Source organism: Desulfovibrio sp. Huiquan2017 (assembly GCF_017351175.1).
Classification (GTDB): Bacteria; Desulfobacterota; Desulfovibrionia; order Desulfovibrionales; family Desulfovibrionaceae; genus Pseudodesulfovibrio.
Genome location: NZ_JAFMPN010000003.1, coordinates 79,531 through 93,728 on the forward strand (window position 1 = coordinate 79,531; position 14,198 = coordinate 93,728).

The 14,198-nt window shown below is 61.3% G+C and carries 17 protein-coding genes and 1 tRNA gene; 3 read left to right on the forward strand and 15 right to left on the reverse strand.

Annotation, left to right across the window (positions count from 1 at the left end):
- Window positions 1-220: 220 nt before the first annotated feature.
- The 6 genes from pheS to J0909_RS03140 form a co-directional block, all read right to left on the reverse strand.
- Window positions 221-1,273, reverse strand: a complete 1,053-nt coding sequence (gene pheS, locus J0909_RS03115) for a phenylalanine--tRNA ligase subunit alpha (RefSeq protein ID WP_502757424.1) — start codon at window positions 1,271-1,273, stop codon at window positions 221-223.
- 3 nt (window positions 1,274-1,276) lie between these two features.
- Window positions 1,277-1,630 (reverse strand): 50S ribosomal protein L20, encoded by a 354-nt coding sequence (rplT, locus tag J0909_RS03120; protein ID WP_207260400.1) that lies wholly within the window; start codon window positions 1,628-1,630, stop codon window positions 1,277-1,279.
- Between the two features lie 182 nt (window positions 1,631-1,812).
- Entirely contained in the window at window positions 1,813-2,010 is a 198-nt protein-coding gene (gene rpmI / locus J0909_RS03125; protein ID WP_207260401.1) for a 50S ribosomal protein L35, read from the reverse strand.
- 41 nt (window positions 2,011-2,051) lie between these two features.
- The gene (infC, locus tag J0909_RS03130; RefSeq protein ID WP_207260602.1) at window positions 2,052-2,600 is read right to left on the reverse strand and encodes a translation initiation factor IF-3; all 549 of its coding nucleotides are present in this window, start codon (window positions 2,598-2,600) and stop codon (window positions 2,052-2,054) included.
- Complete coding sequence (gene thrS / locus J0909_RS03135) at window positions 2,584-4,521, reverse strand: threonine--tRNA ligase (RefSeq protein WP_207260403.1); 1,938 nt, start codon at window positions 4,519-4,521, stop codon at window positions 2,584-2,586. The genes infC and thrS overlap by 17 nt, the downstream gene beginning before the upstream one ends.
- Before the next feature lie 226 nt (window positions 4,522-4,747).
- Window positions 4,748-4,822, reverse strand: a tRNA-Val gene (locus tag J0909_RS03140).
- Between the two features lie 202 nt (window positions 4,823-5,024).
- Here J0909_RS03140 and J0909_RS03145 point away from each other — a divergent pair.
- Complete coding sequence (locus J0909_RS03145) at window positions 5,025-5,426, forward strand: VOC family protein (protein WP_207260405.1); 402 nt, start codon at window positions 5,025-5,027, stop codon at window positions 5,424-5,426.
- A 61-nt stretch (window positions 5,427-5,487) separates the two neighbouring features.
- Here the strand turns inward: J0909_RS03145 and J0909_RS03150 are convergent, their stop codons facing one another.
- The 5 genes from J0909_RS03150 to J0909_RS03170 form a co-directional block, all read right to left on the reverse strand.
- Entirely contained in the window at window positions 5,488-6,177 is a 690-nt protein-coding gene (locus J0909_RS03150) for a DVU0298 family protein (protein ID WP_207260407.1), read from the reverse strand.
- Between the two features lie 85 nt (window positions 6,178-6,262).
- A complete protein-coding gene (locus J0909_RS03155; protein ID WP_207260408.1) occupies window positions 6,263-6,889 on the reverse strand; it encodes a tetratricopeptide repeat protein in 627 nt (208 codons plus the stop codon).
- Between the two features lie 15 nt (window positions 6,890-6,904).
- Entirely contained in the window at window positions 6,905-7,270 is a 366-nt protein-coding gene (locus J0909_RS03160) for a hypothetical protein (protein ID WP_207260410.1), read from the reverse strand.
- 3 nt (window positions 7,271-7,273) lie between these two features.
- Window positions 7,274-8,092, reverse strand: coding sequence for a YkgJ family cysteine cluster protein (locus J0909_RS03165; protein ID WP_207260412.1), 819 nt, complete (start codon window positions 8,090-8,092; stop codon window positions 7,274-7,276).
- A gap of 283 nt (window positions 8,093-8,375) precedes the next feature.
- The gene (locus tag J0909_RS03170; RefSeq protein ID WP_207260414.1) at window positions 8,376-8,564 is read right to left on the reverse strand and encodes a ferredoxin; all 189 of its coding nucleotides are present in this window, start codon (window positions 8,562-8,564) and stop codon (window positions 8,376-8,378) included.
- 287 nt (window positions 8,565-8,851) lie between these two features.
- On the opposite strand from J0909_RS03170, the gene J0909_RS03175 reads away from it, so the two are divergent.
- On the forward strand, window positions 8,852-10,054 hold the full coding sequence (locus tag J0909_RS03175; RefSeq protein WP_207260415.1) for an aminopeptidase: 1,203 nt from the start codon (window positions 8,852-8,854) through the stop codon (window positions 10,052-10,054).
- A gap of 140 nt (window positions 10,055-10,194) precedes the next feature.
- Window positions 10,195-12,159 carry a molybdopterin biosynthesis protein gene (locus J0909_RS03180; RefSeq protein WP_207260417.1) on the forward strand — a complete coding sequence of 655 codons (1,965 nt, stop codon included), beginning with the start codon at window positions 10,195-10,197 and terminating at the stop codon, window positions 12,157-12,159.
- Here J0909_RS03180 and J0909_RS03185 read toward each other — a convergent pair.
- The 4 genes from J0909_RS03185 to J0909_RS18625 form a co-directional block, all read right to left on the reverse strand.
- Window positions 12,156-12,386 carry a cold-shock protein gene (locus J0909_RS03185; protein WP_207260418.1) on the reverse strand — a complete coding sequence of 77 codons (231 nt, stop codon included), beginning with the start codon at window positions 12,384-12,386 and terminating at the stop codon, window positions 12,156-12,158. The two genes, J0909_RS03180 and J0909_RS03185, sit on opposite strands and share 4 nt — an antisense overlap.
- Window positions 12,387-12,481: 95 nt before the next feature.
- Window positions 12,482-12,640: a hypothetical protein gene (locus tag J0909_RS03190; RefSeq protein WP_207260419.1), complete on the reverse strand. Its 159-nt coding sequence runs from the start codon at window positions 12,638-12,640 to the stop codon at window positions 12,482-12,484.
- A 103-nt stretch (window positions 12,641-12,743) separates the two neighbouring features.
- On the reverse strand, window positions 12,744-13,010 hold the full coding sequence (gene rbp / locus J0909_RS03195; protein ID WP_207260420.1) for an RNA-binding regulator: 267 nt from the start codon (window positions 13,008-13,010) through the stop codon (window positions 12,744-12,746).
- Window positions 13,011-13,254: 244 nt separating this feature from the next.
- Window positions 13,255-14,190, reverse strand: coding sequence for an ABC transporter ATP-binding protein (locus J0909_RS18625; RefSeq protein ID WP_502757426.1), 936 nt, complete (start codon window positions 14,188-14,190; stop codon window positions 13,255-13,257).
- Window positions 14,191-14,198 lie beyond the last annotated feature (8 nt).

The following is a 14,198-nucleotide window of genomic DNA, read 5'->3' on the forward strand; positions in this document are numbered from 1 at the left end:
GCCGGGGGAAGGGGAGAGAGGAAGCCCATGCAACGCGCTTCCTCTCTCCCCTGTCCCCGGCCCCCATCCCCTCTCCCCCATCCCGAGTCTTCCGGGCGCGCTTCGCGCAGGTTCGCGAGGAGTGGAAAAGTTGTCTTCGTAAGGTGAAGAACTCCGGGGAGTTCGATATGTCAAAGGAGCACGCGGGAAGGCGCGGGCCTTCCCGGTGCCGCCATAAAATCTAGGCGAACTGTTCCAGGAAACGGACGTCGTTCTCGAAGAACATGCGCAGGTCGTCGATACCGTACTTGAGCATGGCCATGCGCTCGACGCCGAGCCCGAAGGCAAAGCCCGTGTAGACCTCGGGATCATACCCCACGGACTTGAACACGTTGGGATCGACCATGCCGCACCCCAGGATCTCGACCCAGCCGGTCCCCTTGCACACGCGGCAGGTCTTGCCGTCCATCTCGCCCTTGCCCCCGCACACGGCGCAGGAGATGTCCACCTCGGCGGACGGCTCGGTGAACGGGAAGAAGCTCGGCCGGAAACGGACTTCGGTCCGGGGACCGAAAACCTTGCGCACGAACACGGTCAGCGTGCCGCGCAGGTCGCCCATGGACACGTTGCGATCGACCAGCAGCCCTTCGATCTGGTGGAACATGGGGGTGTGGGTCAGATCCGAGTCGCGGCGGTAGACCTTGCCCGGGGCGATGACCGCCACAGGGGGCTTGCGCTGAAGCATGCTGCGAATCTGCATGCCGGAGGTGTGCGTGCGCAGGACGATCTTGTCCGACACGTACAGGGTATCCTGCATGTCGCGGGCCGGATGGTCCGGGGGCATGTTCAGGGCCTCGAAGTTATGCCAATCGTTCTCCACCTCGGGTCCGGCCACATGCTCGAAGCCGAGTTCCACCAGGGCGGAGGCGATTTCCTCCATGACCAGGGTCACGGGGTGCAGGGAACCGGCCCACGGCTTGCGGCCCGGCATGGAAGGATCAAAACGCGACAGCGCCTGGCCAGCCTCGGCCGACTGCAAGGTGGCCTCCCACGAGTCCAGGAGAGCCGTGACGGCCTGCTTGACCTCGTTGGCCTTCTTGCCCGCGACGGGCTTGTCGGCGTTGTCGAGCTTGCCCAGCTTGCCCATGATCTGAGCGAGCTTACCCTTCCGGCCCAGGAACTCGATGCGGAGTTCCTCCAGTTCCTTTAACGAACAAGCCTGGCCCTTGCGCGATGCGCAATCCTGGGCCAGGCTGTCGAGTCCTTCCAGGAAGGACTTCAATTCACTACTCACTGTTTAGCTCACTTTGGCCTTGGCTGCCTCTGCGATCTTGGCGAACACCTGCGGATCGCGCACGGCCATATCCGCCAGAACCTTGCGGTTCAGCTCGATGCCGGCCTTCTTCAGGCCATTCATCAAGCGGCTGTAGGACATGCCGTTGATGCGGGCGGCGGCGTTGATACGCACAATCCACAGCTTGCGGAACTCGCGTTTCTTGCGCTTGCGGTCCTTGTAGGCATGGCACAGGGCCTTTTCAACGCGCTCACGGGCGGTGCGGTACAGGCGGGAACCCGCGCCACGATAGCCCTTGGCCATCTTCAAATATTTGTTGTGACGCCGCTTGGCGGCAACTCCACGCTTGACTCTCATGGTAAAACCTCCATCGCTTTAACGAACCTCCCGGGCCGGACGGACTCCCCCGACGAGGTGGATTGCTTTATGGGTTAACGGAATAAACGGGCATCTCGACCGGGCACTGCCGACGCACGTGCGAACCGGGGAATGTCCCCGCCTCTCTTGTGACGCCGCCGGAAGGCCTTATCAGGCGGATGCTAGCCGTTGGGCAACTGACGGCGGACAGCCTTCAAGTTCGCGCCATCCACAGTGGTGGACTGGCCGAGGCGACGCTTTCTCTTGGCATTCTTCTTGGTCAGAATGTGCCGGAGATTCTTGCGGCGGCGCTTGAACTTGCCGGTAGCGGTCTTGGAAAACCGCTTGGCGGCTGCACGGCGGGTTTTGATCTTGGGCATGGTATCCTCCTAGAACGGGACCGGGGTCCCGACTCAAGTCTCTATTTTTTCACCGGAGCGAGCATCATCGTCATGGTCCGTCCTTCCGACATGGGCTTGCTCTCGACTTTGGCTAAATCCTGCAAATCCACCACGACCCGTTCGAGCATGGCAAGCCCGCGGTCCTTGTGGACGATTTCACGTCCCCGGAAAAAGATGGTCACCTTGCAACGGTCGCCGCCTTCCAGGAACTTAACAATGTTCTTGAGCTTGGTTTGGTAATCGTGCTCATCGGTCTTGGGCCGGAACTTGACTTCCTTGATCTTGATAACGGTCTGTTTCTTCTTAGCTTCCTGCAGCTTCTTCTGCTGCTGGTACTTGAACTTTCCGTAATCCATGATCTTGCAGACCGGCGGATCGGCATTGGGCGCGACCTCGACGAGGTCCAGGCCCTTTTCCTTGGCGCGATCAAGCGCGTCACGGGTAGCCATCACACCAAGCTGCTCACCGTCATCATCCACGACCCGCACCTTGGGGATGCGAATCCTCTCGTTCCGCCGGACCAGGTCTTCCCTCTTCTGGTCCCGGCGCGTGTTACCCCGAAAAGCTATAGCTCATTCCTCCTGCTTTGAAGGGCGCCTTTGCAGCATCCAAAATCAACTGCGCGGCTTCCTCCAGTGTCACCATCCCGGGGTCTTCTCCGTCTCGTGAACGAATATTGACGCACCCGGCCTCAACCTCTTTGTCACCGACTACCAACATGTACGGGACCTTCTCGACTTGAGCTTCCCGTATCTTGTAACCGAGCTTCTCGTTGCGGGTGTCCGCTTCGACGCGGATGCCCTTTGAAACCAGGAAGGCTTCGGCTTTCTTCATGAAATCAAGTTGCGCATCGGTCACGTTCAGCAACCGTGCCTGCACAGGCGCCAGCCAGACAGGATACGCACCTGCGCAGTGCTCCGTCAAGACGCCGATGAAGCGTTCGATGGAGCCGAGCATGGCGCGATGAATCATCACGGGCCGGTGCCTCTCACCATCCTCGCCGACATATACTATGTCGAAGCGCTCTGGCAAGGTGAAATCCACTTGGATCGTACCACATTGCCAGGACCTTCCAAGGGAATCACGCAGGTGGAAATCGATTTTCGGGCCGTAGAACGCGCCGTCGCCTTCGTTGATGGCGTAAGCCATGCCCGATTTGTCCAGGGCCTGACGCAGCCCCTCGGTGGCCAATTCCCAGTCCTCGTCCGTCCCGATGGACTTCTCGGGCCGGGTGGACAACTCCACATCGAACTCGTAGTCGAACAAGGCGTAGATGTCCTGGTAGAATTTGATCAGATTGAGGATTTCCTCTTCCACCTGATCAGGGCGGCAAATGAGATGCGCGTCGTCCTGGGTGAACGTGCGCACGCGCATGAGACCGTGGAGCACACCGGACTTCTCGTGCCGGTGAACCACGCCCAGTTCGAAATAACGTTGAGGCAGGTCGCGGTAGCTCATGATCTTCCGCTTGTAGATGATCATGTGCGCCAGACAGTTCATGGGCTTGATGCCGTAGGCCTGATCGTCGATCTCCGTGAAATACATGTTCTCACGGTAATTTTCGTAGTGACCGGACTTCTCCCACAGCTCGCGCTTGAGAATGATCGGGCCCTGGACCAGGTCATAGCCGCGCTTGAGGTGTTCTTTGCGCTCGAAATCTTCGAGGATGGCCCGCAGGAGCATGCCGCGCGGATGCCACAGGGACATGCCCGGGCCGATCTCGTCGCTGAAGGAGAATAGATCGAGCTGCTTGCCGAGCTTGCGGTGATCCCGCTTCTTGGCTTCCTCCAGCCGGGCCAGATGCTTCTTCAGGGCCTTGGGGTCCTGCCAGGCGGTGCCGTAGATGCGCTGGAGCTGCTTGTTCTTCTCATCGCCGCGCCAGTAGGCTCCGGCCACGGAGAGCAGCTTGAAGGCCTTGATCTGGCCGGTGCGGGCCACGTGCGGGCCACGGCACAGGTCCGCGAAATCTCCGTGGGTGTAGATGGAAAATTCATCGCCGCCCAGGTCGTCCATGATCTCGGACTTGTAGGTCTCGCCCTTGGCCTCGAACAGCTCCTTGGCCTCGGCCTTGGTCGCGACCGTGCGCACGAAGGGTTTGTCCGCGCCCACGGAGGAGAGCATCTCCTTTTCGATGGCCTCCAGGTCCTCGGGCGTAAACGGACGCTCGTAGTCGAAATCGTAGTAGAACCCGTCGGTGATGGCCGGTCCGATGGTCACCTTGGCGGTGGGGAACAGCTTCTTGACGGCCTCGGCCATGACGTGGGCCGCGGAGTGGCGGATGATGCGGAGCCCTTCCTCGCTGTCCGCGAAGACGGGCTCGATGGTAGTGCAGGTCTCGGTAACGGGGGTGGACAGGTCCAGGATCGCGTCGCCGCATTGGGCGGCCACGACATTCTTGAACTGTTTTTTGGACAGCCCTTCCTTGAGGGCGTCGGCACAGGAAGCGCCGTCGGCCACTTCAACCTGTTTACCGGAGATTTCCACTTGCACTTCATCTCTCCCTTGTCCGGCCTGGGCCGGAACCTTGTGGCGCGCCTGCGGCAACGCCGTGAAAACACCTGAGCCGAATCCGCCCGGTGCGCGATCCGCGTTCTCTATCCGGATCAAATAGTAACGGAACCAGGGGCCGTCAATGGGGACTGCGGCCCGGACCGGCGGTTTGGCCGCTCCACAAAAAATGAAAGGGAGGCACAAGGCCTCCCTTCCGGGGATGTTCTGGTAGGCGCGGAGGGATTTGAACCCACGACCCTTTGCACGTCAAGCAAATGCTCTCCCCCTGAGCTACGCGCCTTCTCGTCGAAGCGGAGTGAATAACTATCCGGGGGCCGGTCCGATGTCAAGCACGATGTGCGATTTTTTTCATTTTTCCATCCCCATCCCCCCACTTGGCCCTACAGGCCCCCGGCACGGCGCGGATTCCACGCTTTGAGGGTGGCTTCTCCCTCCGGCTTTCCGTACAAGATGAAACCATGCAAACCAACCAAGGAGCAAACATGCTGCCCATCGGCATATCCCCCACCATCGTGGTCGAAGACCTGGCCCCGGCCCGCACCTTCTACACCACCCACCTGGACGGCCGCCTGATCTTCGACTGCGGCTGGTACATCGGCCTCATGTTCGGAGAAAACGGCCCCACCCTGCACTTCATGCAGCCGCACTCCCCGGACCACAAGCTCTACCAGGGCGGCCTGACCTACAACCTCAAACTGGCGGACGCGGCCAAGGTCGAAGCCGCCCACGAGCGCATCCTCAAGGCGGGCCTGCCCATGGTCATGCCCCTGGAGGACCACCCCTGGGGCGACCGGGGCTTCTGCACCCTCGATCCCTACGGCGTGGCCCTCTACGTCTATGTGGAGATCGAACCGAGTGAGGATTTCAAGAAGTTTTACCTGTAGGCCGGGCCAACGACAAAAAAGCCGCCCTTGCGGCGGCTTCGCTCTTTTCGGGCAGCGGCGGCTACCCCAGGTCGTCCAGGGCGACGCGGGCCAGTTCTCCCACCGTGGTGTCGACGAGCTCGCGATGGTGGAAGGTGCGGATCGGGGCGGGATCGTCCTTGAGGACCTCAAGCTTCGCCCTGGCCCCTTCGGCGTGTATCAGCCCGAGCACGCGGGCCGCGTAGGCACGGTTGTAGACGTCAGGATCCTCCAGGGCGACCATGAGGAATTTCTCGCCGTGGGCGACCAGTTCGGGCCGGGACTCGGCCAGGCGGGCCAGTCCCCACAGGACGTCGCGCCGCAACTCCGGATGGTCCAGGAAGTTGCCGTCGCACTCCTCATCGCAAAAGATGTAGGAAACAAGAATCTTATGAAATTCCTTGGCAATGCGCTCACTGTTGACCATGGCTTCGGCCATGAATAGGGGAATGCCCCACCCCAGGTTTCCAGACTCCTCATTCATGTACCACATGAGGGTACGCATGATGATCCGGGCCTTTTCCATGGACGCTTCGGCCATGCGGGCGGCGGTCAGGCCAAAGGCCGTGACCGAGCGCCAGCGCACGGTCTCCAGCCGGTCCAGACGCAGGCTGAGGAGCGGCGGGACCAGGTCCACGGGGCGGAACTCGTCCAGCTCGACGAGACGAATCTGCCAATCATCGTCGGCCAGGATATCATGAACAGTCTTCTTGACGCTGCGGAATCTGGACATGGTCACTCCTCCAAGAAAAAGGGAGCCGTCAAAGACAGCCCCCTCAATATAATCATCTTTACGGGATGGGCAACGAAAACAATGATCAGTTTCCGGCCTGCTCCTCCACTTCCTTCTTGAAATCGGCGGGCACTTCAAAGCCGGATTCCTCGGCCTTCTTGATGCACACGGCGGCCTCGCCCCAGTTGCCGCGCTCGGCCTCGATGATCGCCTTGTTGTTCCAGGCAGGACCGAAATGGACCTGCTTTTCGAGCAGGGACTTGAGGATCTTGTCCGCCTCCTCGAAGTCACCCATGGCGATGAGCACGCTGGACATGGTCGCCTGGGCCTGAGCGAACTCGGGATCAAGCTTCAGGGCCTTTTTCAGGGACTTGTGCGCCTTGTCGTTGTCGCCCAACTGCATGTAGACGAAGCCGATGTTGCCCCAGGGCACGGCGAAGAACGGACGCTGCTGGGTGGCCTGGACGTTGTAGCTCAGGCAGGAGTCCATGTCGCCGCGTTGCAGGGCGATACCGCCCAGCTGCACGTAGGCCTCGGCCATGCGCGGGGAATGCGCCACGGCGTCCAGGAACTCGCGCTCGGCCTCCACGAAATCGCGGCGGGAGAGGTAAGCCACACCCAAATTGTAATGAGTGTTGCCGCAGGTCGGATTGTCGCGCAGTTTGGACTTGAGATCGGCAATGTATTCGTCGATATTGTCGAATTTTTCCATGTGGGTATCCTTGCTTTATGGCTCGACGCCGTGTTTCTTACAGTGCTCCGCGTACCAGAGGCAGAAGTCGTAGACCGGCCGGACCTTCTCAAAGTTCATGACCAGCATGACGTTGAATTCGTTGACTTGGTCGAGGTATTCCTGATTCAGATTCTGGCCCGACTCCCGGATGAACAATTGGGTCAGCTGAGCCTGGGTCAGCCCCGTCTTCTCCACGCGGATGTCGATGGGATCGAACGGAGCGGCGAACGGGTCCCAGTTCTCGTAGCCCACGCGGTCCACGAACTTGCGCCGCCGGGGCGACATCTTGTCGTACATGTACTGCTTGCGGGCCTCGACCTCGTGGCTCGGCATGTCCTCGTAGTTGAGCGTCTTGGTCATAGGCTATTCCTTGCCGCCGATGACGATGGACTCGCCACAGGATTCGCAGGCGGAGCCGGATTCGGAACAGGAGGCGCAGGCCTCGGACTTGCCGGGCTTTTGGGCCGCGCCCGGGGCGATGATTTCCGCAGGCCGGGCCTCTTCCTCCGGGTTCTTCTCCCTGAGGGCCGTCTTCTCGCCCACACCGAGGTATCCCTCATCGTAGTCCGTGACGATGGCCATGGACACGGGCAGAAGCATTTCTCCCAATTCGCTGAACCGGGAGCCGATGCCTGACTGCAACTCTTTGCCTATGGCCAAGAGCCGGTCCAGGATGATGTCCATGTTCACCGTGGGATATTTTTCGCCGCCCTTGAAGCCCGCCTGGTTGCAGGTATGGGCCTTGCCGCCGATGGAGGTGGGCACGCCGTACAGGCGGCAGGTGATGGGCCGATGCTCATAAATGGAGCACAGGTTGTCGTCGCCGAGCATGGGACAGCGCACCCGGGCCTTGGCCACCTCAAGGAGGATTTCATTGACCGGGCGGCCTTCCTGGCTCGCCTTGTAGACCTTGCGCTTGAGCTTGTGGATATCACGGTCGGCCCGGTCGGCGCGATCCAGGATGGCCGAACGCTCCAGGCCGGAAAACTTTTCGTTGAACTTGGCGTTGATGTACATGGCCTCGACCAGGGTCACGTCGAACAGGGCGTAACAGCAGTCGCTGCACCCCTTGCCGCACTTGACCAGGTCCGGCATCTCGGTCTCGATTTTCTTGAAAACCGCATCGACCTCGGCCACGATGGCTTCGTATTTTTTGAAATACTCGGTAAAATCAAGGGCCATTCTCTGCTCCTGGACCGGCCAGGCGGCAACGCCGGCCATGGGTGGTGTTTCGCTTGCGACCAATTAAGTCGTGATTCGGCGCCGTCAACCGCGCAGCCGCAAAAAGGAAGGAGGCGCGCTCACCTGAAAAGGGGTTCCCCGGCGGCGGCTTGGGCGATGAAAGGCCCGTCCCGAAACATTTCCCCGTGACCGCGACCCGCTGCGCGTCCACCGTTTCGGCGGCCCAAATGGAACGGGAGCGGCGGATACCCGCCGCTCCCGTAACCATATCAGATCGTGAAGGCTAGTTTTCTTCGACCGTGATGGCGTCGTTTTCACAAACTTCGACGCAGGATTCACAACCGAGACATTCCTCTTCGTTGACCGCAACGGCTTTGCCGTTCTGAAGCTCGTAGACTTCAACCGGGCAAACGTCCACGCATTCGCCGTCGCCGGTGCACTTGTCGGTGTCGATAGTGATAGTGTAGGCCATTTTTCCCTCCAAAAGATAATTTGGGATGCCCGCCTTATGGGGGCTGTTTGCGTGCTGCCCTTTCGGCCTGTGACCTGGGCAAACACGGCATTTCAAAGTACGGCTCCGGTCACGCGGGATCGGGCACGAACTTGCTGATATATTCATGCCCGCCATGTGTCAAGCCATGAAAGCGCTTTTCAAAAGTCCTACAAAAAGGTGACTTGCGAAGACCGCTTGTAGTGCGGCCCGGAGTCGTTTACCCTTTCTTACCGATAAATATTGCCCCAAACAGACGAGGTAGCCATATGTTCACCAAAGACGAATTGAAAAAGTATGCCGAGACCCTGTGGTGGGGGCTGACCACTGCCCGCACCAAACCCTACCGCCCCGGCGATTTCGTGCTTCTGCGCTTCGACCCCGACGCCCTGCCCCTGGCCGAGGCCATGTTCGACCTGCTCATGGACAAGGGCATCAATCCGATCCCGCGCCAAAACCTGACCGCGGGCATGGAGGTCTCCTTCTACGGCAAAGGCAGTGACGACCAATTGACCGCCGTCCCCGCGGGCGACCGAGAGTTCGTCGGCGGGCTCAACGGGCTCATCTCGCTCATCGCCCCGGCCTCCCTGACCCATTTGCAGGACATCGACTCCAAACGCATCGGCCAGGCCGCCGTGGCCCGCAAGTTCATGCGCGACATCATGGAGAAACGCGAGCAGTCCGGAGATTTCGGCTGGACCCTGTGCATCTACCCCACCCCGGCCCTGGCCGAGGCGGCCAAGCTGTCCATGGCCGACTTCAAGGCCCAGGTGGTCAAGGCATGCTACCTCGACGACGCCAACCCGCCCGCCCGGTGGAACGAGATTTTCGCCGAGGCCGAAAAGGTCAAGACCTGGCTCAACAAGCTCGACATAGAGCACCTGCGTATACGCTCCAAGGATACGGATCTCATTGTGGTTCCCGGCGAACAGCGCCGCTGGCTCGGCGTCTCCGGCCACAACATCCCGTCGTTCGAGATCTTCCTTTCCCCGGACTGGCGGGGCACCGAAGGCGTGTACTACGCGGACCAGCCCTCCTTCCGTTCCGGCAACTTCGTCGAGGGCGTGCGCCTGACCTTTGAAAAAGGCGTGGCTGTCAAGACCGAGGCCAAGACCGGCGGCGACTTCGTGGCCAAGCAATTGACCCTGGACGAGGGAGCCAGCCGACTGGGCGAGTTCTCCCTGACCGACCGCCGCTTCTCCAAGATCAACGCCTTCATGGCCAACACCCTGTTCGACGAGAACTTCGGCGGGCCCCAGGGCAACTGCCACGTGGCCGTGGGCGCTTCCTACGCCGACACCTTCTCCGGCGACCAGTCCATCCTGGACGAGGCCATGAAGAAGGAACTCGGCTTCAACGACTCCGCCCTGCACTGGGACCTGGTCAACACCCAGCAGAAGACCGTCACCGCCACCCTCAAGGGCGGCGAGGAACTCATCATCTATACGGACGGCGAATTCCAGTACGAATAAAAAACACCTGCGGTGGGCGGGGCGGGAAGGGCCTGAGCAAAAGCCTTCCCGCCCCGCCCGCACCGCCGGAACGACATCTCGAAAATTGTTCATTCGCGCCGTGAAGCGAAAAATTCCACGGGGATCCCGGAGGCACGCACATGCAGACCAAACGCAACATTTATTTGAAGACGATCCCCCCCGAAGAGGCGGTGGCCCTGGCCAAGGCCCATCTCGACCGCGACGCCCTGCTCGGCACCGAGCACGTGCCCACGCACGAAGCGGCCGGGCGGGTCACGGCCGAGCCCGTCTACGCCAGGTACTCCTCGCCCACTTTCCACGCGGCGGCCATGGACGGCGTGGCCGTATCGGCCGAATCCACCTTTGCAGCCCGCGAGGACGCGCCCGTAAGCCTGCCCCGGGGCGAGGGCTTCGTGTTCGTCAACACCGGTAATCCCTTGCCCGAGGGAAAAAACGCGGTGGTCATGATCGAAAATGTGGTCCAACAGGACGCGAACACCGTGCTCATCGACGCCCCCGCCTTCCCCTGGCAGCACGTGCGCCGGATCGGCGAGGACATCGTGGCCACGGAACTGCTCATCCCCCAGAACCGAGAACTAACCCCGTCGGACATCGGCGCGCTGCTCTCGGCGGGCATCTACGACCTGAAAGTGCGCGAAACGGTCAAGACCATTTTTCTGCCCACGGGCGACGAAGTGCTGAATTTCCTGGACCGCCCCGAACCGCGCGCCGGGCAGGTCATCGAGTCCAACTCCCAGGTCTTCCGGGCCTACGCCAGAAGCTGGGGTATGGATGCAGCATGGTCCGCCCCGGTTCCGGACGACGAGGACGCCCTGCGCAACGCGGTCCTGGACGGCCTGAAGAGCGGCTGCCACATGGTCGTGGTCGGCGCAGGCTCCAGCGCGGGGAGCAAGGACTACTCCAGGCGGGTCTTCGAATCCATCGGCACGGTGCTGGTCCACGGCATCTCGGTCATGCCGGGCAAGCCAAGCCTGCTGGCCGTGACCGACGAACGCAGCGGATATCCGGGCAGGCTCCTGGTGGGCGCGCCGGGCTACCCGGTGTCGGCCATCGTCTGCCACGAAAAAATTCTCGCACCCGTGGTCCATTGGCTCATGGGCAAATCCGCGCCCGAACGGCATGAGGCGAACATCGTCCTGGCGCGCAAAACGCCGTCCAGGCCGGGCATGCGCGAGGCCCTCCGGCTGGCCGCCGGGCGCATCGGCGAAAACATCGTAGGCGCGCCCCTGGCCCGGGGCGCGGGCATGATCACGACCATGACCAGGGCCCAGGCCGTGACCTACATTCCCGAGGACGCGGAAGGCGTGGAACAGGGCGAGACGGTCAAAGCCGAACTGCTGGTCCACAAAAGCGACCTGGACCGGGTGCTGGTCCACGTGGGCAGCCACGACAACACCCTGGACCTGCTGGCCAACGAACTCATGGGACTGTCCGATTCCCTGCGTCTGGTCTCCAGCCATGCCGGGTCCATGGGCGGCCTGACGGCGCTCAAGGCGGGATCGGCGCTGTTCGCCGGAGCGCATCTCTTCGACCCCGAAACCGGGGACTTCAACTTTCCGTTCATCGAACGCTATCTCAAGGACATCCCGGTGACCGTGGTCAACCTGGCCATCCGCCACCAAGGACTCATCGTGCCCAAGGGCAACCCCCTGTCCATCCGGGGAGTGGACGACCTGACCCGCGACGACGTCGTCTTCATCAACAGGCAGCGGGGGGCCGGAACGCGCATCCTCCTGGACCATCACCTGAAGAAGGCCGGGATCAGCCCGCGCGACGTGACCGGGTACGAAAACGAGGAATTCACCCACATGGCCGTAGCCGTGAACGTGCTCACCGGCGCGGCCTCGTGCGGACTGGGCATCTATGCGGCGGCCAAGGCGCTGGGGCTGGACTTCGTGCCCCTGGCGCACGAGCGATACGACCTGATCATCCCCGAGGCATACGTGGACGATCCGCGCATCCGAACACTGATCGAAATCATCAAGAGACCCGCGGTCCAGGCCAAGATCAAGGCCCAGGGCGGTTATGAGACGGATATGACCGGCCGAATCATGCAGCCGGGCATGGGATTGGGGCAGGATTAAAGCAGGGAGGCGGTCCGAACTTCCTCAACCGGCCGGACTTCCACGGCCTTGGGGCCGGTTTCCTCGTCGGTCAGGATAAAGGTGACCTTTTCGCCGGGCTCCAGGGTCTGGAACCCGTCGCGGACGATCTCGGTATAGTGGACAAAGACATCCCGGCCGTCCTCGCCGGTGATGAAACCGAACCCTTTCTGTTCATTGAACCAGGTCACTTCGCCCGTATGTCGCATAAATTCCTCCGCATGCCGTGGCATGGAATTTATGTGATCGTACCCGTTGGCCGGGGTCTTGGCAATACGCCACCCGCCCCGGCCCGACAAAGAAATCAGGACTCCACGCCGTCGTTGCCGGTCGCTTCCGCGTCCTGGTCCGGCTCGAAGTCATCCTGACCCTTCATCTGCTTGCGTTTCAACTTTTCTTCTTTCTTCTTTTTCTTTGCCAACTCTTTCTGCCGTTTAGCGAACTTATAATTGGGCTTGGCCAAAACAACTCCTTGTTATGGTGACCGGCCGAACGCCGGAAAATAAAAAGCCCGTCCCTCCCTCAAGAGAGACGGGCAGCGATTGCCTTTGATGGCGCGCGCCGGACTACCAGCGGGGACGCGGCTCGCGGGGCTTGGCTTCGTTGACCTTCAGATTGCGGCCGCCGAAATCCTTGCCGTCCAAGGCCTCGATGGCATCCAGAGCGGCGGAGTCATCGGCCATTTCCACGAAACCGAAACCGCGCGGACGGCCGGTCTCACGATCTTCGATCAGTTTAACGGAAGAAACCTGGCCGTGAGCTTCGAAAGCCGCGCGGACTTCGTCTTCGGTTGCGGACCAGGGCAGATTGCCGACATAGATATTCTTGGACATGTTATTCACTCCTGGTGAATGCGGTATGATGCTTGCGCATCGATCTAAATTTAAAAGAAGCAGTGTACACGATGCGCACTCTGCTCCTCGATATACCTGTTTCCTTTCCCCAGCCAACGCCGACCGGAAGGGGCCGTTCCCGAAGGAATGCGCTGACATACTTGTCGGCACAGTTGGCTAAAAACAAAAACAAGTCAAGGGGTTTTTACAAAATAAACCGGAATAATCCCCACTGGTTCCAATTTCACCCCTCAAAACGGGCTGTAACAAAGGCCTCCAAAGCCCCGCAAAAACGCCTGCTCCCGCCCGCCAATTCAAGAATTCTATTAACCGCGCGCACGCGATCCTCGGCGTAATGGGAGACCATGATCAGCGGGGTTCCGGCCTCGGCCAACCGCTCGATAAGCCGGAGCATCAACGCCCTGGAGGACGGGTCCAGGCCGGACAGCGGTTCGTCCAAAAGAAGCAGTTTCGGCCCGGGAGCCATGGCCCGGGCCAGAAAAACGCGACGCTGCTGGCCGTAGGACATATGCCGCAACCGCCTGGGGCCGAGCCCGTCGAGGCCGACGGCGTTCAGCCACAGCCCGGCTTCGAGACGCTCCCGGCTGGTGGGTTCCTCAAGCATGCCCACCGACCCCCGGAACCCGGACATGACCGTCTCTTCGGCGGTTACCTCCCAGCCCAGCTCGCGGGCATACCCAGCCTGAAGATCCGGCGAGACCACGCCGATAAGCGGTCGGGCCTCGTCCATGGTCATGCCGCCGAGCCGCTCCACCGTGCCCGTACCCCGCTCGTCGTCGGCGTAGGGCGCAACTTGGCTGAGGATAAGCTTGAGCAGCGTGGATTTGCCCGCTCCGTTTTCGCCGAGCACCAGCCAATTCTCCCCGGGAAGGACCTCCCAATTAATATCGTCCAGGATGCGTTTGCCGTCGGCCACCACGGACACGTTCCGCATGCGCAGGAGAAAGTCGTACCGCTCCGGTGCGGGGGCGGGGGGCAGATCGCAGGCGACCACGTCCGGAGCGGCTTCGCTCAGGGCGCGCACGGCCTGGTCGCGAGGCCCCTCGGCCAGGAGTTCCCCGTGATCCAGGGCCAGGGCGTGGCGCACGCAGTCGGGCAGATCGCCGGTCCGATGGGCGGCGCAGACCAGGGTGGTCCGCTCCCCTGCCCGATCGAGCATCTCGACCA

Coding starts and splice junctions, on each gene's coding strand:
- rplT (WP_207260400.1), bottom strand. CDS start 1,630: ATGAGAGTCAAGCGTGGAGTTGCCGCCAAGCGGCGTCACAACAAATAT.
- rpmI (WP_207260401.1), bottom strand. CDS start 2,010: ATGCCCAAGATCAAAACCCGCCGTGCAGCCGCCAAGCGGTTTTCCAAG.
- J0909_RS03145 (WP_207260405.1), top strand. CDS start 5,025: ATGCTGCCCATCGGCATATCCCCCACCATCGTGGTCGAAGACCTGGCC.
- J0909_RS03150 (WP_207260407.1), bottom strand. CDS start 6,177: ATGTCCAGATTCCGCAGCGTCAAGAAGACTGTTCATGATATCCTGGCC.
- J0909_RS03155 (WP_207260408.1), bottom strand. CDS start 6,889: ATGGAAAAATTCGACAATATCGACGAATACATTGCCGATCTCAAGTCC.
- J0909_RS03160 (WP_207260410.1), bottom strand. CDS start 7,270: ATGACCAAGACGCTCAACTACGAGGACATGCCGAGCCACGAGGTCGAG.
- J0909_RS03165 (WP_207260412.1), bottom strand. CDS start 8,092: ATGGCCCTTGATTTTACCGAGTATTTCAAAAAATACGAAGCCATCGTG.
- J0909_RS03170 (WP_207260414.1), bottom strand. CDS start 8,564: ATGGCCTACACTATCACTATCGACACCGACAAGTGCACCGGCGACGGC.
- J0909_RS03175 (WP_207260415.1), top strand. CDS start 8,852: ATGTTCACCAAAGACGAATTGAAAAAGTATGCCGAGACCCTGTGGTGG.
- J0909_RS03180 (WP_207260417.1), top strand. CDS start 10,195: ATGCAGACCAAACGCAACATTTATTTGAAGACGATCCCCCCCGAAGAG.
- J0909_RS03185 (WP_207260418.1), bottom strand. CDS start 12,386: ATGCGACATACGGGCGAAGTGACCTGGTTCAATGAACAGAAAGGGTTC.
- rbp (WP_207260420.1), bottom strand. CDS start 13,010: ATGTCCAAGAATATCTATGTCGGCAATCTGCCCTGGTCCGCAACCGAA.
- J0909_RS18625 (WP_502757426.1), bottom strand. CDS start 14,190: ATGCTCGATCGGGCAGGGGAGCGGACCACCCTGGTCTGCGCCGCCCAT.